At 55.5% G+C, this 20,928-nt stretch carries 21 protein-coding genes and 1 riboswitch; of the genes, 10 read left to right on the forward strand and 11 right to left on the reverse strand.

The features are described from left to right. Positions 1-66 precede the first annotated feature (66 nt). Entirely contained in the window at positions 67-1,413 is a 1,347-nt protein-coding gene (locus GA0071314_RS01550; RefSeq protein WP_074394994.1) for an aspartate aminotransferase family protein, read from the forward strand. On the opposite strand, the gene pdxR is transcribed toward GA0071314_RS01550, so the two are convergent. Beyond that, complete coding sequence (pdxR, locus tag GA0071314_RS01555) at positions 1,410-2,891, reverse strand: MocR-like pyridoxine biosynthesis transcription factor PdxR (RefSeq protein WP_074394995.1); 1,482 nt, start codon at positions 2,889-2,891, stop codon at positions 1,410-1,412. The genes GA0071314_RS01550 and pdxR overlap by 4 nt on opposite strands. A 248-nt stretch (positions 2,892-3,139) precedes the next feature. Between pdxR and GA0071314_RS01560 the strand changes: the two genes are divergently transcribed. The 4 genes from GA0071314_RS01560 to GA0071314_RS01575 all read left to right on the forward strand — a co-directional run bounded on the left by GA0071314_RS01560 (position 3,140) and on the right by GA0071314_RS01575 (position 6,154). Then, positions 3,140-3,997: a transporter substrate-binding domain-containing protein gene (locus GA0071314_RS01560; protein WP_074394996.1), complete on the forward strand. Its 858-nt coding sequence runs from the start codon at positions 3,140-3,142 to the stop codon at positions 3,995-3,997. Between the two features lie 76 nt (positions 3,998-4,073). Beyond that, positions 4,074-4,715: an amino acid ABC transporter permease gene (locus tag GA0071314_RS01565; RefSeq protein WP_074394997.1), complete on the forward strand. Its 642-nt coding sequence runs from the start codon at positions 4,074-4,076 to the stop codon at positions 4,713-4,715. A gap of 13 nt (positions 4,716-4,728) precedes the next feature. Beyond that, positions 4,729-5,394 (forward strand): amino acid ABC transporter permease, encoded by a 666-nt coding sequence (locus GA0071314_RS01570; protein WP_074394998.1) that lies wholly within the window; start codon positions 4,729-4,731, stop codon positions 5,392-5,394. Beyond that, positions 5,387-6,154: an amino acid ABC transporter ATP-binding protein gene (locus GA0071314_RS01575; RefSeq protein WP_074394999.1), complete on the forward strand. Its 768-nt coding sequence runs from the start codon at positions 5,387-5,389 to the stop codon at positions 6,152-6,154. The genes GA0071314_RS01570 and GA0071314_RS01575 overlap by 8 nt, the downstream gene beginning before the upstream one ends. A 24-nt stretch (positions 6,155-6,178) precedes the next feature. On the opposite strand, the gene GA0071314_RS01580 is transcribed toward GA0071314_RS01575, so the two are convergent. The 7 genes from GA0071314_RS01580 to GA0071314_RS01610 all read right to left on the reverse strand — a co-directional run bounded on the left by GA0071314_RS01580 (position 6,179) and on the right by GA0071314_RS01610 (position 14,287). Beyond that, positions 6,179-6,940 carry a M15 family metallopeptidase gene (locus GA0071314_RS01580; protein WP_197668822.1) on the reverse strand — a complete coding sequence of 254 codons (762 nt, stop codon included), beginning with the start codon at positions 6,938-6,940 and terminating at the stop codon, positions 6,179-6,181. A 4-nt stretch (positions 6,941-6,944) separates the two neighbouring features. After that, the gene (locus GA0071314_RS01585; RefSeq protein WP_074395000.1) at positions 6,945-8,222 is read right to left on the reverse strand and encodes a TRAP transporter large permease; all 1,278 of its coding nucleotides are present in this window, start codon (positions 8,220-8,222) and stop codon (positions 6,945-6,947) included. 42 nt (positions 8,223-8,264) lie between these two features. Continuing rightward, positions 8,265-8,756 carry a TRAP transporter small permease gene (locus tag GA0071314_RS01590; protein WP_074398383.1) on the reverse strand — a complete coding sequence of 164 codons (492 nt, stop codon included), beginning with the start codon at positions 8,754-8,756 and terminating at the stop codon, positions 8,265-8,267. An 80-nt stretch (positions 8,757-8,836) separates the two neighbouring features. Next, positions 8,837-9,871 (reverse strand): TRAP transporter substrate-binding protein DctP, encoded by a 1,035-nt coding sequence (gene dctP / locus GA0071314_RS01595; RefSeq protein WP_074395001.1) that lies wholly within the window; start codon positions 9,869-9,871, stop codon positions 8,837-8,839. A 126-nt stretch (positions 9,872-9,997) separates the two neighbouring features. Further along, complete coding sequence (locus tag GA0071314_RS01600; protein WP_074395002.1) at positions 9,998-10,924, reverse strand: LysR family transcriptional regulator; 927 nt, start codon at positions 10,922-10,924, stop codon at positions 9,998-10,000. A 73-nt stretch (positions 10,925-10,997) separates the two neighbouring features. Beyond that, positions 10,998-12,257 (reverse strand): D-amino acid dehydrogenase, encoded by a 1,260-nt coding sequence (locus GA0071314_RS01605; RefSeq protein ID WP_074395003.1) that lies wholly within the window; start codon positions 12,255-12,257, stop codon positions 10,998-11,000. A gap of 167 nt (positions 12,258-12,424) precedes the next feature. After that, positions 12,425-12,526, reverse strand: a riboswitch (glycine riboswitch). 90 nt (positions 12,527-12,616) lie between these two features. Next, a complete protein-coding gene (locus tag GA0071314_RS01610; protein ID WP_074395004.1) occupies positions 12,617-14,287 on the reverse strand; it encodes an isovaleryl-CoA dehydrogenase in 1,671 nt (556 codons plus the stop codon). Positions 14,288-14,463: 176 nt separating this feature from the next. Between GA0071314_RS01610 and GA0071314_RS01615 the strand changes: the two genes are divergently transcribed. Beyond that, the gene (locus GA0071314_RS01615; RefSeq protein WP_074395005.1) at positions 14,464-14,757 is read left to right on the forward strand and encodes a hypothetical protein; all 294 of its coding nucleotides are present in this window, start codon (positions 14,464-14,466) and stop codon (positions 14,755-14,757) included. A gap of 135 nt (positions 14,758-14,892) precedes the next feature. Next, positions 14,893-15,420 (forward strand): HPP family protein, encoded by a 528-nt coding sequence (locus GA0071314_RS01620; RefSeq protein ID WP_074395006.1) that lies wholly within the window; start codon positions 14,893-14,895, stop codon positions 15,418-15,420. On the opposite strand, the gene GA0071314_RS01625 is transcribed toward GA0071314_RS01620, so the two are convergent. Further along, positions 15,411-15,995 carry a gamma-glutamylcyclotransferase gene (locus GA0071314_RS01625; protein WP_074395007.1) on the reverse strand — a complete coding sequence of 195 codons (585 nt, stop codon included), beginning with the start codon at positions 15,993-15,995 and terminating at the stop codon, positions 15,411-15,413. The two genes, GA0071314_RS01620 and GA0071314_RS01625, sit on opposite strands and share 10 nt — an antisense overlap. Positions 15,996-16,131: 136 nt before the next feature. Between GA0071314_RS01625 and GA0071314_RS01630 the strand changes: the two genes are divergently transcribed. Both GA0071314_RS01630 and GA0071314_RS01635 read left to right on the forward strand, forming a co-directional pair. Beyond that, entirely contained in the window at positions 16,132-16,986 is an 855-nt protein-coding gene (locus tag GA0071314_RS01630; RefSeq protein WP_074395008.1) for a sirohydrochlorin chelatase, read from the forward strand. A 96-nt stretch (positions 16,987-17,082) separates the two neighbouring features. After that, on the forward strand, positions 17,083-18,669 hold the full coding sequence (locus tag GA0071314_RS01635; protein WP_074395009.1) for an ABC-F family ATPase: 1,587 nt from the start codon (positions 17,083-17,085) through the stop codon (positions 18,667-18,669). Between the two features lie 15 nt (positions 18,670-18,684). On the opposite strand, the gene GA0071314_RS01640 is transcribed toward GA0071314_RS01635, so the two are convergent. Then, positions 18,685-19,287, reverse strand: a complete 603-nt coding sequence (locus tag GA0071314_RS01640; RefSeq protein ID WP_074395010.1) for a cell division protein ZipA C-terminal FtsZ-binding domain-containing protein — start codon at positions 19,285-19,287, stop codon at positions 18,685-18,687. Between the two features lie 38 nt (positions 19,288-19,325). Then, the gene (locus tag GA0071314_RS01645) at positions 19,326-19,787 is read right to left on the reverse strand and encodes a TspO/MBR family protein (RefSeq protein WP_074395011.1); all 462 of its coding nucleotides are present in this window, start codon (positions 19,785-19,787) and stop codon (positions 19,326-19,328) included. 116 nt (positions 19,788-19,903) lie between these two features. Here GA0071314_RS01645 and GA0071314_RS01650 point away from each other — a divergent pair, with 116 nt between their 5' ends. Further along, complete coding sequence (locus tag GA0071314_RS01650; RefSeq protein WP_231896497.1) at positions 19,904-20,815, forward strand: helix-turn-helix transcriptional regulator; 912 nt, start codon at positions 19,904-19,906, stop codon at positions 20,813-20,815. The last annotated feature ends 113 nt before the right edge of the window (positions 20,816-20,928 follow it).

The raw sequence follows: 20,928 nt of genomic DNA on the forward strand, positions 1-20,928 counted from the left end.
GCAGCGCGGGTGATGTCGCTAGTCTTTCATTAGATGATTGTTGGGTAAATTAATTGGGAGCTTGCTATGAATGCCGATATTGCCACGTCTCGCCTATCGAACCGTGAGGTGGATAATACCTATGTGCACGGTTTGGACCGTCAATATGTCTTCCACTCCTGGTCCCAGCAAGGCAGCCTGGACCCCATGGTTGTAGCAGGCGCGTCCGGGTGCCGCGTTTGGGATTATGCTGGAAACACCTACCTGGATTTCAGCAGTCAACTGGTGAACACCAATATTGGCCATCAACATCCCAAAGTGGTCAGTGCCATCCAAGCCCAGGCAGCCGAGCTTTGTACCATCGCCCCGGCCCATGCCAACCTGGCCCGCAGCGAGGCCGCAAAACGAATTATCGGCAAAGCGCCCGATGGGTTTCGCAAGGTGTTTTTCACCAACGCGGGGGCCGACGCCAACGAAAATGCCATTCGCATGGCACGCCTTTACACGGGGCGCAGCAAAATACTTTCGGCGTATCGTTCGTATCACGGCAATACCGGCGCCTCAATTGCCGCCACTGGCGACTGGCGGCGTGTGCCCAACGAGTATGCCAGCGGGCATGTGCATTTCTTCAATCCCTACCTCTATCGCAGCGAGTTTTGGGCGCGGGATGACGATGAGGAATGCGCGCGTGCTCTTCAGCATCTTCGCCGGGTGATTGAATGCGAAGGGCCCAAGGCGGTGGCCGCGATCCTGCTGGAAACCATTCCCGGTACTGCCGGGGTGCTGCTACCTCCACACGCGTACCTTAAAGGTGTCCGCGAACTCGCTGACGAATTCGGCATCGTGCTGATTCTGGACGAAGTCATGGCCGGGTTTGGGCGTACGGGCCGCTGGTTTGCCTTTGAGCACTACGCGGTCGTACCCGACCTGATTGTATTCGCCAAAGGGGTCAATTCTGGCTACGTGCCTGCCGGTGGGGTGATTATTTCAGACCCTATCTCGGCCTACTTCGATGACCACTTTTTTGTCGGCGGTCTGACCTACTCAGGCCACCCCCTGGCAATGGCCGCCATCGTGGCGACGCTGGATGCGATGGAGGAAGAAGGCATCGTGGAAAACGCCGACACCATCGGCAACGGCTGCCTGGCCGAGGGGTTGCAGCAGCTTGCCGAACGTCATGCGGTCATTGGCGACTGGCGGGGTATTGGGGTGTTTCATGCGCTGGAACTGGTCAGCGACCCAGTGCGCAAGACGCCTCTGCCGGGAGCGGAAGTGTTGACGCTCAAGCAGCAATTGATGGAGCAGGGGCTGCTGGTGTTTAGCGTGGAGAACCGCATTCATGTGGTGCCGCCCTGCAACGTGACAAAGGCCGAGGTAACCGAAGGCTTAGCGATTTTGGACAAGGTGTTAACCGATTACAGGGTCGCTTATTAAGTGGTTGACGCGCGATCGTAAGCAAGCCCTAAGGTTTCGATGCCTGGGGCAATGCGTTCACGTGCGATAGCCCCAAAGCCCAAGCGGAAAAAGTGGCGGGGAGGCGCGGTGTCAAAAAAGTGCTGAAAGCCGGGTTCAATCAGCACGCCGCGTTGCGCGGCATGCCAAGCCAAGCGTTGCGTATCGATGCCTGGCTCGGCTTGCATCCAAAACGCACTGGAACGCGGGCTGCTAATGCATTGGCAACCGGGTAACGCCTGGTCGATGGCCAGACGCATCGCGTCGCGTCGCTGGTCAATTTCTTGGGTATGTTGCTTCAGGTAACGCTCGTAATACCCCTGGGCAATAAATTGTGCCAACTGATGCTGAAGGGCGGCCGGTGGATGGCGATACATCAAGCGGCGCAGTGCCCGCAGCTCGTCAATTAATTCGGCGTCGGCCACAATGTAGCCCATGCGTAATCCAGGTGAGAGCGCCTTGGATAAGCTGCCCATGTAGATAATACGGGCGCTTTGGGCGCTGGCTTTGAGCGCGGGCAGGGCGAACTGGTCGCCATGAATTTCAGCGTCGTAATCATCTTCAATCACGATTTGATCGCGGTGGGGGATCTGGGCGAGCAAGGCATCCCGTCGTGCCCGACTCATGGTCACACCGGTCGGCACCTGATGGTTCGGCATAACGTAGAGATAGTCACAGTGCTGCGAACCCTGAAGGTACATGCCTTCGCTGTCCAGCGGTTGCAACTGCACGCTGGCCCCCCGCTGGGCAAACACATTCATGGCTTCACGGTAGCCGGGCGATTCCAAGGCAACGCGCGTGCCCCGGTGGCAGAGCAACTGGGCGATCAAGAAGAGCGCATTCTGGGTGCCCATGGTAATCAGGATATCGTCCGCGCGGGCAAAAATACCGCGTCGTGTTAAAACACGCTTACGTAACTGTTCAATCAGTAAAGGATCGTCCTGGTCAATGCGATCACACAGCCAGGGTTTATCCCGCCGGGAGTTTAATAGTCGTCGAGATACATCACGCCACTGGGTTAACGGAAACAAGTCTGTGTCGAGCTGCCCATAAATAAACGGGTAGGGGTAATCCGACCAATTGCCCGGTTTTAAGATCCCTTGATAATTCGTAGGGCGTTGAATAATGCGTTTGTGCCAGCTTGGTGCACGTTGTGGCGAGGTGGTAGGGGCAGTGAAAGCCGGCAACGCCGCCTGCTGGGAGGCATCGCCATAGTCGGGGTGTAAGTAGTAGCCACTGCGGGGTCGACTGATCAGGTAGCCGTCTTCGACGAGGTTTTCGTAAACAATCGCGACGGTATTGCGTGAAATGCCCAGTTGCTGTGACAGCTTGCGACAAGACGGTAACGCCTCGCATGAGGGTAAGCTGCCGACGCGAATCGCTTCCAGCAGTGACTCGCGCAGCTGCTCCTGCAGGCAAATGGGTGCTGCCGGGTCAATATCAAGACACAGTGCCGTCATCTTATGCTCCCCCTTCTTTTCATTGACTGACTCATCCACCCGCTTAGTAACCTTAAGCAGCTTTCGTGCCAACCGGCCAAAACCAAACTGTCCCTTGAATTTCAGGTAACTGGCTCTAGGAGACGGCCATCTAAAAAAACTAGGGTGATGTGACGTTCAGCGTTTTGCCGAAGTGGCCGGTCACTCACCGGGCTGGCCGTCGTAACTATTTGGGCATACTGGATAAAAGTCACCTGAGGAGTCTTGCAATGAGCAACGTCAAAGTAGTTCCCAGCTTGATGATGGCCGGCATAGTGTCGCTTGGTGTAGCAACAAATACGCACGCGGCCGACCTTCCGGAAATCGAAGAACGTGGCTATATGAACGTGGCCACGGAGGATAATTACGCGCCGTTTAACTTTATGGACGGTGACGATCCCGATGGCTTTATCGAAGATGTATTGGCCGAGTTGGAGGACTACGCCGACTTTGAAATTCGCCAGGAGATTTTGCCCTGGACGGGACTCCTTGCCTCGGTGACGTCGGGCAAATACGACATGGCACTGACCGGCGCGTCGGTGACAGATGAACGCATGCGGGTGTTCAACTACGCCCCGCCGTTTGCCTCTGCTCAACACTATTACATCAAGCGAGCAGGCGATGACCGGATCAACAGCGTTGAGGACCTAAGCGGCATGACCCTGGGCGTGCAAGCCGGCAGTGCGCTGCTTTCGCGTCTGCCTGAGCTCGAAGAGATGCTGGCGGAAAGTGGCGGCGAATTAGGTGAGGTGGTTGAGTATGAAGCCTACCCTGAGATTTACGCCGACCTCGCCAATGAACGCGTTGACTACGTGATCAACTCCATCGTGCCGGTCAACGATGTGGTCCGTGAACGTCCGGATGAGTTCGAAGCCGGCCAAGCCGTCTCAGGTCCAGGGTTCGTCGCTTGGCCAATGCCCAAGGACAGCCCTGAACTGCTCGAATATATGACCGAGTTTATGGACCACCTGCGCGATTCGGGCCGCCTAGCCGAACTTCAGGAGAAGTGGTTTGGCGAGTCGTTTGATGACTTGCCTGAAGAGCCGATTACCACCGTGGATGAGTTTCACGAAATGGCGGGCATGTAAGCCATCCTGTGCAGCAGCCGCTTACCGGGACGACGGAACGCGGCTGCTTTTTTTATCCAGTGAGTAAAGGTGACGCATGGACAGTAGCGCATGGGGGCTTCTGGCATATGGTGCATGGACAACCGCCTGGATCTCAGGCGTTGCCATTGCCATAGGGGTGTTGCTTGGGTTGATAGTGGCGTTGTTACGCGTTGCGCGTATCCCGGTATTGCACCAGCTATTAGGTATGTATATCAGTGTGGCGCGCGCGACCCCTCTGGTGACACTGGTGCTGTTTATTTTCCTCACTGCACCCACCATGGGGTTGGATATTCACCGCAACGTGGCGGGCATTATTGCGCTGACCCTCAATACCACCGCCTTTAACGCCGAAATTTGGCGCTCTGCATTCAACAACTTCTCTAAAGATCAGCGCGAGGCAGCCCTCGCGATTGGCATGACGCCTTGGGTGTATTTTCGTCGCATCATGTTGCCGCAAATCACCCTTACCAGCCTGCCAGGGCTGGTTAACGAAATGTCGTTTCTTATCAAAGGCAGCCCGGCCGTCGCCGTTATCGGCGTGGTGGATTTAACGCGGGTGACCAACCGCATTTCGGCCGTTACCTATGAGCCACTTCCGCCGATTTTAGCCGCCGCCGCCATGTACATGGTGCTGATCAGCCTATTGGTATGGCTGCAACGCCTGGCTGAGCGCAAAGCCAACCGATTGGCCGTCTAAAGGGGAAGTCGTCATGAGTAATTGGGAAATATTGTGGTCGTCGCGGGATGTGTTTTTACAAGGGTTTTATAACACTCTACAGCTGTTTGGCATATCAGCGGTGCTGGCCTTTTTACTCGGCAGTGTGATGGTGTTTTTACTGGAAGGCTCCCGGCCGCGGCTAAAAATCCCGCTGCGAATTTTCATCGATGGGATGCGCATGCTGCCGTTTTTGATACTGGCCTATCTATTGTATTACGGGCTGCCCAGTGTGGGGATTCGCATGAGCGCTTGGTACGCCGGGTTAACCGCCCTGGTGCTCTATCACGGCGCTTATTTTGCGGAAATACTGCGCGGCTGCCGTACAACGTTTCCACAGGGGCAAGTGGAGGCCGCCACGGCACAGGGGTTCTCCCTGCCAACCATGTTTCTTCGCATTATTTGGCCGCAGCTCATCCTAAAAACCCGCGGGTTGATGGGCAACCAACTTATTATTCTGCTCAAAGATACCGCCTTTCTAGTGATCATTACCGTGCGCGAACTCACTGCCGCGGCGAACAGCTTATCAAGCACTTACTTCATTCCCATGGAAGCCTTTATCGTCGTGATCGGCTTTTACTGGCTGATCAGCATTGGGCTGGAGCAGTTTATCAAATTGATTGGCCGTTACGGTGCCAAACGAGGATTCGAAAATGCCTGAGACAGCCGCTGTGAGTATCCGCAAACTTTCCAAAAGCTTTGATGGCACCGAAGTGCTACGGGATGTCTCGCTGGAGGTTCAGCCGGGCGAGGTCGTCAGTATTTTGGGTTCATCGGGCTCTGGTAAATCCACCCTGTTACGCTGCATTAACTGGCTCGAACACCCCGACCGCGGCGATATACATATTGCCGGTGATCGTATTGGCGTGAGCGACACCGGCAAACTGATGTCGCGCCGTGAGCTGGCGGGCATGCGCGCGCGCTTAGGCATGGTGTTCCAGGGGTTTAATTTGTGGCCTCACCTGAGTGTAATGCGCAATGTCACCGAGGCCCCTATTCATGTGCAGGGCTTGAGTAAAGCCGAGGCTGACAAGAGAGCGCTGGCGCTACTTGAAAAAGTCGGCATGGTCGATAAACGCGAACAATACCCCTACACGTTGTCGGGCGGGCAAAAACAGCGCGTGGCGATTGCCCGGGCGCTGGCCATGCAGCCGAAAGTGATGCTGTTTGACGAGCCCACCTCGGCGCTTGACCCTGAGCTCGTTGGCGAAGTGTTGGGGGTGATCAAAGACCTCTCAAAAGAGGGCTACACCATGGTACTGGTGACCCATGAAATGGAATTCGCCCGTGCCGTTTCCGATCAGGTGGTCTTTCTCGATAAAGGTATCATTATCGAGAAATCCCACCCCAGCGAGTTTTTCGTTAACCCCAAAACCGAACGGGTAAGGCGCTTTTTAGAACTGGAAGCGCCTGTGGTTTAAGCCGATTAGTGTGGGCTAAAGCCATCAACTTAGCTGCCTGCGCCAGCGATTCTCGATGGTGTCCAGCTCAGCAGCCCCGTAATGCGCATGATCATAAGGTCCGTAATACGCCCACAATTGATCGCCATAATCAAAGTGCCACCACTCGCTAGGCAGATTGGTGAAGCCTTGCTGATGCATGATGTGATACAGCAAGCGGCGGTGGTCCCGGGCCTTGCGTTGTGGCGGCGTTAGCGTTTCCAGATGTTCGAAATAGTCGCTATGCGATGCCGGTAGCGCCTCATCAAATAGCGTACCCATATCCAACGGTAGGCCATCGGCGTCGCACAGCGTGACATCTACAGCGCCCCCGGTGAGGTGTGGGCTGGGGGCAAACGGATCACGGCTGGGTACCGAGACAAATTCCCTTGTACGTTCCAGCAGCTCCGCTTCGCCGAGATTTGGCTGGTGATGGTGAATAGCCTCATGCAGGGTGTCGAACAGGTATTGCTGCACTCGCCATGGCCGCCAGCCGTCCAGCACGATTAACCCAATACCGTCGGGTAAGCTGCGAGCGGCTGTGAGCAGTGCCCGATAGACACCTTCGCGGACGAAACACTCTGGCACCGCACCCGGAATGCCCAGTCGGGCATAGGCCGGAAAAACGCTGATCGGTGTGGGGGCAAGGCTCATGGGTACCAAGCGCTCACCGTTATCGGTAATGGGCACGCGGCGCAGCCCTTCCCAGCAGGGTGCTGGGTGGCTGGGTATAGGCGGCAATGCCTTTAAAAGTGTGTTCAAAGGCATTGTCTTATCCAAGCAGGGTAGGCAACCACAGCGCCAGCGGTGGAAAGAGGATTAATAAAATAAGTACCGCAACCGCTGTCAGCACAAAAGGCCAAATGGTTCTAAACAGCGACACAATTTCAAGGCGGCTAACCGCTGCAGCGACAAAGACGCAAGCGCCTAGGGGGGGAGTAATCAAGGCAATGGTAATGTTCAACGTGATGATGACACCCAGATGGACCGGGTCGATACCTGCCATCGTGGCCACCGGTGCGAAGATAGGCGTGAGTAGCATCAACGCCGATACCTCCTCCATAAACATCCCAGTGACAAAAGTGATAGCGCTGAGCAGTAATAAAATGACGACGCCATTATCCACATAGGGTGATAAAAGTGACACAAATTGCTCTGGGACCTGGGCGTAGGAGAGCAACCAGCTAATCGTGGCTGAGGCCGCCATGATCAGAAAAATCGCCGAGGTCAGGCGCGCCGTATCCACAATGGCTTTCCAGCATTCCTTGAGTCGCAACCCGCCCAGCACGAAACCACATAGGGCGACATACAGCGCTGTTAGCGCTCCCGATTCCGTGGGCGTCACAAAGCCCATTACAATGCCAGCTACGATAATAAAGGGAGCGATAAGCGCTGGCAGAGCCGTCACGAACGCTACACCCAGCTGGCCCAAAGAGGGTAATTGGCCACTTTTGGGTAATCGGTGACGCCAGGCATACCAGGCGTTCATCCCCATAAAGGCGACACCCAACAACAGTCCAGGCACGACGCCCGCCAAAAACAAATCTCCTACGGATGTGTTAGTTAATGAGGCGTAGAGAATCATAAAGATACTGGGCGGAATAATCGGGCCGATCAGCGAGCTGCCTGCGGTTAAGCCTGCGGCAAAGGCCCTTGAGTAGCCTTCTTTCTCCATAGCGGGTACTAAAAGCGACCCCAGTGCTGAGGTGTCGGCCACGGCAGAGCCATTAACGCCTGCGAAAAACACGCTTGAGACCACATTGACATGGCCCATGCCACCTCGTAAGTGCCCGACTATCAGGCGTGCTAGACCCATCAAGCGTTCCGTCAAACCGCTGACGTTCATCAGGTTGCCGGCAAGGATAAATAACGGAATAGCCATCAGTGAGAAAGCATTGATACCACCGAAGAATTGCTGCGGCATCATGCGTGGAATCATCGATAAGTCGACAAATAAAAAGCCTACTAATGCAGTGGTTAACAACGCAATAAACAGCGGAAGCCCAAGCAATACGTGGCCAAGGAAAACGGCCAGCATGGTCAAAGTCATAGGGAGTCCTCAACGGTCTTCATAGGGAGTCCTCAACGGTTTTCATAGAGAGTCCTCAACGGTCTTAAGAGGGGTCGGACCATAGAGAAGGGCATGCCAAGCCAGCAGTAAGAAGCCAATAGGTAATGAAAGCATTGGCACCGTACGGCTAATGCCCAGCCCAGATGTCGTGAACGCGCTGACCGATAGTGCATAGCGATAGCTGACCCATGCGCCGCCAGCTGCAATCAATAGGGTGAGTAGCCATTGGTACACATTAAGTAAACGAGCGAAGGGTGCAGGCAGCAGTTTTTCCAGCAGCCCCACGCGCATATGCCCACCCTCCGACCAGACTGCCCCAGCCGCAAGCATCACAGTGGCAATGATCAAAAAACGGGACAGTTCATCTGTCCAGATAGGCGCACCACCGGCAACATAGCGGGCAAAAACGCCAAAAAGAATGGCTGCCACATTAAGAGATAGCAGGACTCCAGCCAGCGTAAGGGTGATCGGGCGACTGATCGCCAGTAGTCGAGAGCGGAGCGTAGTAAGCATGACAATCCCATTAAGCATAAGCATGGAAAATAGGGGCCAGGAGAGTTTCAGCCCCTATATGGCAAAATGGATGAGGGCCTTTAGTCGAGCAGATCGCTCATACCCGCATCTTCCAGCGCCATATCGATCCAGCGTTGCTCGATATCACGCTCTTCGAGCCATTCTAGATACGCGGGCTGGCCAATGTCGCGAAAAGCGGTTAGCTCCTCTTCAGAGGGTCGAATCACTTCCATACCCTGTTCTTCCAGGTAAGTGATACGTTCATCTACCTGATTCTCGTTATGCTCTCGGGCGTTTTGGTTGGCTTCGGCAACGGCTTCTTGAAAGACATCACGAAGCTCGTCATCCCAGCCGGCGATCATGTCACTGTTGCCGACCAGAAACTGATTGGAGTACTGGATATTGGCAAGCGTCAGGTAGTCCTGCACTTCGTGAAGGCTTTCCATAATGATATACATCGGCGGGTTCATCTGGCCGTCAGCCACCTCAGTGCGGAGGGCCATGTAGGTTTCTGTCCAGGGAATGGGTGTACCAGATGCACCGAAGGCCTCGTAGAGAGCAACTTGGCTCGGGTCCATGGCACGGAACCTGAGCCCTTCGAAGTCGTCAGGGTGGCTGATAGGCGTCTCATTATTCGTAAACGCTAGGAAGCCCCCCTCTTCCACAACTGCCAGCATATCGATACCGGCCCGCTCCTTCAGCGCCTTGCTGACCTCTTGCCAATATTCACCTTCATCAAAGAAGGTACGGGCCGCATCAAAATCGTCGAATAGAAACGGAATGGCGCTGACGAAGATCTCTTCTACGAGAGGAGAGACGCCCGCAAAGGACGCCACATTGAGCATCGGTGTGCTCATGGTCTGCTCCATGCGTTCTTCTTCTTCGCCCAGCGAACTATTGGGATATAGCTCTAATTGAATTTGGTCGTCGGTTTTTTCTTCGACTAACTCTTTCAGGTTGGTGGCGAAGACATGAACGGCATTTTTCTCAGGGTCGGGAGCGCCGTTGTAACCTAAATCGATGGTGGTTGCAGCGTTGGCATTACCCGCCATCATTGCAGTGCCAAGCATGCAAGCTGTAATAAGTCTTTTTGGTAAAAAGCGTTGAGTCGCCATGTTAAGTCTCCTGGTTTGTTATCGTGAGCTGTAAAGTGCTAGGCGAGCGTTATTGGATTTATAAGTGTTGCCTATAGGAAGACTATGTATTGAGGTGTTGACTATGCAAGGCCTTAAGTGTGGACTTTATCGCAACAGTCGAGGCGCATCGGCTGAGAAAAAACGCATTCCTTTGTGCAAATGATCGATACATGTCGTTGAAGCCACGGGCAGCTCTTGCCCTTTTAAGCTAACGATTTGCGCGCGGGTACCGTTCATCACTGGGTAGCGCATAGGTAGCGTGCAAATTTCGCCCCGCTCTATTTCATCAATGACGGTGAGTTCCGGCATAAACGTAACGCCAATCCCTGAGCGGACGAAATTCTTTAAAACCGAAACAGAGTTAGTATGTAGGCGTGCCTCAAGATGAATACGTTCCTGATGAGCCACCATGTTGACCATTTGGCGCATTCCGAAAGGATTGTCCATTAATGCTAGGGGCCAATCTTTTAGATCATGCAGTGTCACGGAGCGGTCCAGCTCACTTAGTGGGTGATTGGGAGGCACAATGACATCGAGCGGTTGGCGCGTTTCCACATGGCAGTAAAGTTGCGGGTCTACCGGCGGTGCATAAAGTAGCGCTATATCCACTTCGCGATCTTTGAGCAGCGACATTGCTTCATTAACACCTGCCATGCGGATTTCTACCTTAATACCCTCAAACGCTGACATAAAAGTGCCTAACGGTGCGGTGATCAGGTCTGCGATAAACCCTTCTCCTACGGCGATGCGAACCTCCCCTTTTGTCAGGCTTTGCAGGGCTGTGAGTTGGGAGAGCACGGCTTCTTCAGAAGCTCGCTGGGCGTGAAAGTGATGCACGAGTAACTGACCCGCCGGGGTTGCACGCATGCCTCGCCCATGCCGTTCACATAGCTGGGTATCTAACTCCTCTTCGAGTGCCTTTAATTGTCGGCTAACGGCGGAAGCATCGACATTTAAGTGAGCCGCGGCGCGCCTGAGCGAGCCGTGGCGAATGACTTCATTTAGGTAAGTTAATGCACGCTGATTAAGCATAAATACACCTGACATAGGGTGCCGTACATATTAACGGATGACCGCCTGGCAAGCGCAGCTGATGTAGGTGAGGCTATGCGAGAGGTTGCGAAACTCGCTCGCTTTGTGAGTTTTTCGCCTCCACCGCATCCGCTAGCATGTCGGCGGTGATGGCGGAGAGCGTCCAGCCCAGGTGGCCGTGGCCAGTGTTGTAGAACACCGTGGGTAGTTTACCGGGGCCGACCTTGGGTAGCATGTTGGGGAGCATCGGGCGCAGGCCTGCCCAGGGCACCACGCGGCGGGTGCTGACGCCGGGGAAGCATTCTTCGACCCAGCGGATCAGCGGCCGAATGCGGTTATCGCGGATATCGCGATTAAAGCCGTTGAACTCGGCGGTACCCGCGATACGAAATCGCTCGTCGCCCAGGCGGCTGGTGACCAGCTTGGTTTCGTCATCCAGCAGGCTGACGGTGGGGGCGGCTTGCTGGGAGGCGGCGTCGTCGAGCTGCACGGTAATCGAGTAGCCTTTGACCGGGTAGATGTTGACGCGGTCGCCGAGCTTGGCGGCCAGTGCCCGGCTGCCTACCCCCGCACACACCACCACGCGATCAAAGGTTTCGCGCACTGGTTCGCCAGCCTCGCCTTCAAGATTGGCGGTGATCCAGACGTGCTGTTGATCGGCGCCGACATCCTGCACGCTGTGGCCATATTTGAACTTTACACCGCGTTTTTCCGCTGCCTGTGCCAAGCCGTGGGTGAACTTGTGAATGTCGCCGGTGGCGTCGCTTTCGGTGAAGAAGCCGCCATAATAGTTGCCCGCCAGGGTCGGTTCGATGGCACGCATTTCCTCGGGCGTCACCGCTTGGCGCTCCAGGCCGCCTTTGCTAAGTAGCCTGGAGACCTTGGCGGCGTGATCATAGCCCGCTTTATCGCGGTAGATGTGCAGAATGCCTTTTTGCTTTAAATCAAAATCGATCTGCTCGTCTTTCGCCCACTGAAACAGATGCTCGCGGGCCGCAATGGCCAGCCGCGTGGTTTCGGTGGTGTTGTCAGCATACTTGGGAATCGAGGCGATGAACTCGCCAAACCAGCTCAGCTTGTGCCAGCTTGGGCGGGGATTGACCAGCAACGGGGCGTCGTTTCTGAGCATCCAGCGCAGACCCTTTATCACGGTCGGCCAGTGGTTCCAAACTTCCGCGTTTGAGGCTGAAAGCTGGCCGCCGTTGGCAAAGGAGGTTTCCATTGCGGCGTAGCGATGTTTTTCGAACACGGTAACGTCATAGCCACGTTTTGCTAGGGCGTAGGCGCTGGTAATGCCGGTGATACCACCACCAATAACGGCAATGCGTTGCATAGTACTCTCCAAGTTTCATGAGCGTCGGGGAATCCCACCTAACGGCGTAATGGCTGCTGGGCGTACCCCTTCCGTCATGGAACCTGAGAGATTCGCGTGCCCGGTGGGGCGCGCTTGCTCCTTCGGTGGGCTGAGTGACGCAGTCATCAGCCGCTCTTCGGAAAGTGATGGTGATAGCGGTCCGGTTGCCTGAGAGTTTCCGGGGCAGTTGCTCCTTCGGCGCTGGCGTCATCCTTGTGGGATGCGCCAAGCTCTCCCGCTACTACCGAGTCTTATATCTTGTATAGAGCGTTATGTTTTAACGCTACCAGCTTGCTGATGAAAGTCGACCATGGTCGTGAACGCTTATTCCGCGAGGCTCATTCCAAGGGCTGGGCACGCTCGATGATCGCCGCGCAATCAAGCCCAGTGGGCAGCGTGCCGGTACTTAGGCCGCTGCGCTCAGTCAGCCGACCGGCACAGAACGCATCGGCCACGAAAGCGGGGGCGTGCTGCACCAGCAGGGCGCCCTGTATTGCCAGGGCCATGCCGTCCGCCAACTGACGGGCGCGGTACTGGAGTGCTTGGGTATCCTGCATTGAACGCTGTAATTGGTGAATAAAGCGGTCAAGATGTGCATCAGCGCCTTGCGCTTTGGCAAGTTCGGCGAAGTAGGCGTCAAGCACTTCGGGCTGCTTTTCAATCGCCCGCAGGATATCCAAACACTGCACATTGCCACTGCCTTCCCAAATAGCGTTGATGGGCGATTCGCGGAACAGGCGCGGCATCATGTGGGTTTCCATCACGCCGCTCCCGCCAATCACCTCCATTGCCTCGTAGGCGTGGTGGGGCGTGCGTTTGCAGATCCAGTACTTGCCGACCGGCGTAGCAATGCGTGCAAGCAAACGCTCGTGCTCGTTATCCTGGTGGTCCATGGCTCGCGCCATACGCAGCATCAGGGTGGTGGCGGCTTCGCTCTCGATGGCCAGGTCGGCGAGCACGTTTTGCATCAGTGGCTGCTTGCTCAAGTAGGCCCCGAAGGCCTGCCGATGGCTGGCGTGATGAATCGCCTGGGCGGTGGCCTGGCGCATACCGGCAGCGGAGCCGATCATGCAGTCGTAGCGGGTCATGGCGACCATCTCGATGATGGTGCGCACGCCGCGGCCTTCATCGCCGACCATCCAGGCAAAGGCGCCGCGCAGTTCCGTCTCGCTGGACGCATTCGCCACGTTGCCCATCTTACGTTTTAGCTGCTGGATGTGGAGCGGGTTTTTGCTGCCGTCGGGCCGCCAGCGCGGCAGCAGAAAACAGCTCAAGCCGCCAGGCGCCTGGGCGAGCACCAGAAAGGCATCGCACATGGGCGCTGAGACAAACCACTTATGGCCTACCAGCTCATAGGCTTCGCCGGGCCCTCCTTGATCAATGGGATAGGCGCGGGTGGTGTTAATGCGCACATCGGAGCCGCCCTGCTTTTCAGTCATCGCCATGCCCAGGGTGACGCCCTGTTTCTCGAAATAGGGCACGTTGCGCGGGTCGTAGTGCGGCGCGGTGATTTTATCGCCCCAGCTCTCAAGCAGACTTGGCTGATGGCGAAGTGCTGGCAGGGCGGCAAACGTCATGGTGATCGGGCAGCCATGGGCCGCTTCCACCTGAGTGTGCAGATAGTAGTTGGCGGCGCGTGTAACGTGTGCACCAGGCCCCGAGTTTCGCCAGGGGCTGGCGTGCAGGCCGTGCTCCACCGCTGTTTGCATAAGCTGATGATAGGCAGGATGAAACTCAATCAGGTCGACTCGGTGGCCTTGCCGATCGTGGGTCATCAACTGGGGCGCAAAGCGATTGGCGTCGAACCCCAGCGCGATGGCTTCAGAGGAGCCCGCCCACTGACCAAACGCCCGGAGTGCGCTGTCGTTCGTGCCGCCTTCGCGGTTGACGCCTTCTTGAAGCGCTTGGTCGGCGGTGTAGCTATTATAGTTTTCGAGCGGTGGCGGTTGGTTTTCCACCCGATGGGTACTCGCTTGGAGCTGATCGGCGAGGGGGAAATGCGGCGACATGAGGCCACCTCTTATTGTTTTTGATTGAATAATAAATTGAATTTTTTAAACGACTGTTTGATCACTTTAGCGCTACGTGTTGATTATGCAAGCAGCGTCGTTTTGGACCCCCGCTTTGCGCCAGCGCGCGACTTCACCGACAATAGGGCCAGTCCCTTAAAACATGGATATAAGACATGCAAGCAAATGGATTTTTTGATGATGTTGGCGAAACGATCGGTGAAGTGATTCGCGGCGTCGTTGAGTTTTTGCTCGGTATTTTTACCAATTTCTTTGGCGCGTTCGATGAGTTTATCGACGGCCTGACGCGCTCGCTGGGTATCAGCGACTCATTTTTTAGCATCGTGGTACTGGTCATTGGGTTATTAATTCTTTGGGGCGGGCTGCGGGCTTTTTTTCGCGGCTCAATCATTGGCGGCATCATTCGCACCCTGCTGGGGCTGTTTATTCTTGCCTGGTTGATGATGTAGAGGGCGCTTCTTGGCGCTCAAAATGATCAATTATTTTGCCCTTGAAACAGTTTCATCAGTGGCATGACGGATTGTCATTTGCTTATTTGGTGCGTTTTGTCATGATTTGCACTTATTTTGTGCAAAGCGAGTGCAATGAAAACTTATCTTGGCAAGATGCGGGGGCAGCCAGTTAAGCGCACCCGGGTAGGCTGGCAGGATGCTTTTTGGTCATGGACAGGGGCCTTTACCGGTATGGCAGTGATTTGCTGGTTAAGCTCGGCGTGGCTGTCACAACAACTGCTTATCGTAGGCTCCTTCGGCGCAACCTCGGTGCTCATTTATGCGGCACCTGAAAGCCCTTTTGCCCAGCCCAGCCATGTGCTTTTTGGCAGCATGCTATCGGCAGGTATTGGCGTTGCTTGCTATCAACTGCTGGGGGCAACACCGATGTCAATGGCCCTGGCCGTATCACTTTCGGTGCTGGGTATGCAGCTAACCCACACGGTTCACCCACCGGGAGCGGCGGCGGCTCTGATTGCGGTAGGCGGGGGGGCCAGCGTTCATCAATTGGGGTGGTGGTATCCACTGATCCCGATTGGGGGTGGCTGCGTCATCATGTTGATCGTGGCCATCTTGGTCAATAATTTAGCGCGCCATCGCCGCTACCCGCGTTATTGGTAACCTGGAAGGCGGTCCAATTGCTGCTCTAGTGCGAAAATATGCGCATCATCAACGCCTAGCTCGCGCAGAGCGCTGGCCAGATTCAATAGGTACTCGCGATTGGGGCCGCTGGGTCCGTGGGCTTGATTAATTTGGCGAGCCATATCGGCAAGTGGTGCCTCGCCAAGAAATGCCGGGTTGTCTTCACTGGCCAGATAAATAAGCCCTTCGCTTTGGCCCGCTGTGCCGCCATTTTCATTAAGAAAGGTAAGTGGGACCTTTTCCCGCAAGTAGCCGTTTTTTTCCCGTACATCCAGTGGGGCAAGCACGTCTGAGGTAATGCGGTACGCCATGCCGTGGCACACTGCCCCTTGTGCGCGGATCAGTGTGGCGACTCGGCCGGGTGCGTCTGGTGTGCCGCGGTGGTCGTGGGAACCTTGCCAAAAGCGCCGCGCCCAGCCAGTAATAAAGGCAGGGCGGCGTTCTAAATAGGCAAAATCCGCCTTCCAAATCAGTGAGCCATAGCCGAATAGCCATATATCGGCATGGCCCTCAAAGAAGTTTCTTTGCTGGTTAAGGGCAGTGGTATCAAGCATGGTTATCAAGCAACATATCGTCATCAAATAGCATCGTGGGCTACACCCTTTGTAAAACAGCTATCTTACCATGTCACTGGTGATTGCTTACCTGACAGCTCACACGGCTCATCAACCCCAGCGAGTGGAGGCAAGCATGCGCGCGATATTTCTGGTGGATAACGGCTCGCTACGAGCGCAGGCGACGCTGAACTTACGTCGCGTGGCGGCTTCGCTTAGCGAGCTTATTGGCGAAACCGTGCAGGCGGCATCGCTGCTGCACTCCAACAAGATTCCAGCGGACGAGATCGATGGTATCCCTGCTACAACGCTTGGCCCCGCCGCTGAGCGCAGTGCCGAGCAGGGGGCAACGGAGATTATCGTACTGCCGTTCTTTTTCGGCCCTAGCAAAGCCCTCACCGGCTACCTGCCTGAACGCATGGCCACGCTTCAAGAACGCTTTCCCCATGTAAAAGTGCGTGTCGCCCAGCCCTTGGTGGATGAGTTCGGTGGTAATGACCTGCGTTTAGCCCATCTGCTGGCCGATAACGTGCGCGACCATCTTCGGCCGGACACCAAGCCTCACGTGGCGCTGGTGGATCACGGCAGCCCGATTCCCGAAGTCACTGCCGTACGAAACCGCCTGGCGGGGCAACTTAGCGTGCTGCTTGGCGATGACGCCGCCTGTGTTGCCGCTGCCTCCATGGAGCGCCGCGAGGGCGATGAGTACCGCTTTAATGAACCACTGCTGGAAAACTTGCTGGCGCTACCCGAGTTCAGCTCAGGCCCGGTTATCTTGGCGATGCTGTTTCTTTCGCCGGGGCGCCACGCCGGGGAGGGCGGTGATATTGCGGAAATATGCGCCGCCGCTGAACAGCAGCATCCAGGCCTTTCCGTTACCACCACCAAGCTGGTGGGGGAGCACCAAGGAATCGTCGATATTTTGCACTCTCGGTTGCGCCAAGCGCTTGATGATGAACGCTTTCTACTCGATATCCCGGCCATCGCTTGATATGACTAAAGTCTGATGGGTGAATACCCGTCCAATAGCGCGTAGAATCGCGAGCCTTTCTATTACTGTCAATGACACGCTAACCGGGCTCCTTTTGTGATCGCAACCGCCAATATCACCATGCAGTTTGGGGCTAAGCCCCTGTTTGAAAATGTCTCCGTGAAATTCAATAACGGCAACCGTTACGGCCTGATCGGTGCGAACGGCTGCGGCAAATCCACCTTTATGAAAATTCTCGGTGGTGATTTGGAGCCCTCTTCCGGCCAGGTGATGCTGGATAGCAGTACACGGTTGGGTAAGCTGCGTCAGGATCAGTTTGCGTTTGAGAATGAGCGGGTGATCGATACCGTGATCATGGGCAATGTCGAGCTGTGGTCGGTCGCGGCCGAGCGCGAGCGTATCTACTCCCTGGCAGAGATGAGCGAAGAGGACGGCATGGCCGTCGCCGACCTGGAAGTCCGCTTTGCCGAGTTGGATGGCTACACCGCCGAAGCCCGTGCGGGGGAGCTGCTGCTAGGCTTGGGTATTCCCATTGAGCAACACACCGGACCAATGAGTGAGGTATCACCCGGCTGGAAGCTGCGCGTGCTGCTCGCTCAGGCGCTGTTTTCAGATCCGGATGTCCTGCTGCTCGACGAGCCTACCAACCATCTGGATATCAACACTATCCGCTGGTTGGAAGATATTCTTAAAGCGCGCAGCAGCACCATGGTGATCATCTCCCACGATCGCCACTTCCTGAACAGCGTCTGCACCCATATGGCGGATCTGGATTACGGCGAAATTACCCTGTTCCCGGGTAACTACGATGATTACATGACGGCCGCCACCGCGGTTCGTGAGCGTCAGCACTCGGATAACGCCAAGAAAAAAGCCCAGATTGCCGAACTGCAGCAGTTCGTGAGCCGCTTCTCGGCCAACGCCTCGAAGGCCAAGCAGGCTACCTCACGGGCGCGTCAAATCGACAAAATCAAGCTGGAAGATATCAAGCCGTCCAGTCGGGTTAGTCCGTTTATCCGCTTCGACCAGAACAAAAAGATTCACCGTAACGCGGTGAATGTGGACGGCATTACCAAGGGCTATGACGGCCCGCCGTTGTTCGAACGTCTCTCCATGACCGTAGAAGCCGGTGAGCGGATTGCCATTATCGGCCCCAACGGCATTGGTAAAACCACGCTGCTGAAAACCCTGGCGGGCGAGTTACGCCCGGATGCTGGCGAAGTGAAGTGGACGGAAGCCGCTGAGGTGGGTGTGTTTGCTCAGGATCACTCCGACGATTTCGCCGTAGATGCCACCCTGTTTGAGTGGATGGGCCAGTGGACACAAGGCGGTGAGCAGGTGGTGCGCGGTGCGCTCGGGCGAATGTTGTTTTCCAGCGATGACATCGATAAATCGGTCAAGGTGATTTCCGGTGGCGAGCAGGGGCGCATGCTGTTCGGTAAGTTAATCCTTACTCAGCCTAATGTGCTGCTGATGGATGAACCCACCAACCACCTGGATATGGAGTCCATCGAAGCCCTGAACCTAGCCCTTGAAAACTACCCGGGTACGCTGCTGTTTGTCAGCCATGACCGTGAGTTCGTCTCTTCGTTGGCCACGCGCATTATTGATATGCAGCCGGAAGGCATCGTCGACTTCAGCGGCAGCTACGACGATTATCTGCGCAGCCAGGGCGTTGCCTAATCCGCTCAGCCGTTGTTAGCCAATAATGCGCTCAAAGGTGATGTCGGTGGCAGGCTCGCGATCGGCATCCAGCATATCGCCGGTAAACAAGGTCTGCATCTCTTTGGCCAGCGCCACATAGACGTGCATCTGCTGATTGCGGCGTTTACGCAGCGGTGGCTTCACCAATAGGCTGATGCCCTTGATGGGATCGTGAGTTTCATCGCGCAGCAGGTCGGGCATTTCACCAGGTGGAAACGCGTTGGCGATGGTAACCGGGTTAGAGGGCTGTTCACCGGCAATGTGGAAGACTTTCTTGATCGGGTCGAAGGTGGCGTTCTTTTCACGCAGCCAAGCGGCAAGACGCTGGTCGGTTTGTTCGTCAGGGTGGGAAAAAATCACGAACAGGGAGTGCTGGGTCACTTTGCTGGTGCGCTTGGCAGAGGCGGTGGAAGGTGGTTCTGCAGCGGGGGGCGGAGAGGTGGCCGTTGTACTGGCGCGTTCCATTGTCGGCTCGGCGGCGTCTGCCGGTCGTTGACGACGCTGTCGCCGCATCACATAAATGAACAGCGCCAAGGCGATTAGCGCTAATACGATAGAGCCGAATGCCAATAAGGTGACTAACGGTGTTGTCTCCATTGTGTTGTTATCCTTCGTCTTGTCGCGCCAATCGCGCGTTAATTCTGCCGCCAAATGGAGGCATTAAGCACTAGCGCAAGGGCCACCCAAAGCGCGTAGGGCACCATTAACCACGCCGCCAAGCTGCTCACTTTAGCAAACACAATAACCGCCAGCACAATCAATATCAGTAGCAATACAATGTCGCCAAGCGCTGCAGCGATTTGTTTGCGACCAAAAAACAGCCACGACCAAGCGGCGTTAGCCAGCAACTGAAGAGCGTAAATAGTTAGGCTGGCAGTACGCCAAGCCGAGTCGTCTGCCATGTAGATTCGCCATGCGGCAATCGCCATCAAAAGGTAAAGGATGCCCCAGGCGATGGGGAAGGCGGTATCGGGCGGTGTCCAGGTGGGTTTGTTGAGCTCGCGATACCAGCCATCGGGCCTAAAGCGTGCCCCGGTAGTGGCGGCAAGGCCAACCAGCGCCACCGATACCAGCAAAGCCAACAGCGAATCGAGCATTCATCACCTGTCTGTTCAAACGAAATAATCAATAGCTTAGCAGCGATTGTTGGCGAGGCATATATACCAGCCCAGTTTGAAGTATGAGTTGTTGAGCAGCATTAATTGAGTTTACCGTGTTCACAAGCCAGTATCGTTTTATAAAACAACCTGACGAAGCCCTTATCATGAAATACTGCTCATCAGCTGATGATATCGACAGTGCCTTTCTTGCTAACACAGGCAGTGCTGCTTGGCACCGGCACCTGGCAAGTTTGGTGCGTACAGCAGGGCAGCGCGATTTCCCAGCGCGGTTAGAGCAAGTACTTAGAGCGGTAACTGGGTTCGACACGATTCTGGTCACTACCTACAAAGGGCGTCACAGGCCGCTTCTGATTCATGATGATTACCCATCAGAAAATCGCCCCCAAGCGATAGATCGCTACCTCAGCGGGGCGTATTTATTGGATCCTTTCTTTACCGCTATAAGTGGTGGCCTGGATAGCGGTGTGCACCGATTGCGGGAGCTAGCCCCTGATCGTTTTGAGTCCAGTGACTACTATGCCCACTATTATCGCGGGTTAGGGTTGGCGGATGAGGTGGGCCTCTTCGCACGTGTGGGGGATGATGTCTTGATGGTGGTATCGCTGGGCTTTCAGACAGGAGCGCCCTTGAAGAGACGTGCGTTGCAGGTACTGAAGAATGTGGAGCCGATGATCGAAACGTTGTTAATGGAGTATTGGAAGTGGCAGGGCGTCCATTTCCAGTCGACATTGGAAAAGTATGCTCCGGTGGAAGCAGCCTTCGCAAGCTTTGGTCGTGAGGTTTTAACGGCACGTGAACAAGAGATCGTTCGTCTGTTACTCGCTGGTCACTCTACCAAATCGGCGGCCCGGGAGCTGGATATCAGCGATGGTACTGTGAAGGTACACCGCAAACATATTTATCAGCGCCTGGATGTCTCCAGTCAATCCCAGTTGTTTCAGCTCTTTCTTGATCATATTTCCCTCGTCTCGCTGCAAATTAATGCGAGAAGCGACAGAAACTGAGTATGTCGAACGGCATATGAGGAGACTGTTTGTGTGGCCAAAACCGATTAATGGCTGCCCCCATCTACCCGGCAACTGAAGAAACGTTTTCTGCGCCTCCTGATCGCTGCAAT

It is taken from the genome of Halomonas sp. HL-93 (assembly GCF_900086985.1).
Taxonomy (GTDB): domain Bacteria; phylum Pseudomonadota; class Gammaproteobacteria; order Pseudomonadales; family Halomonadaceae; genus Vreelandella.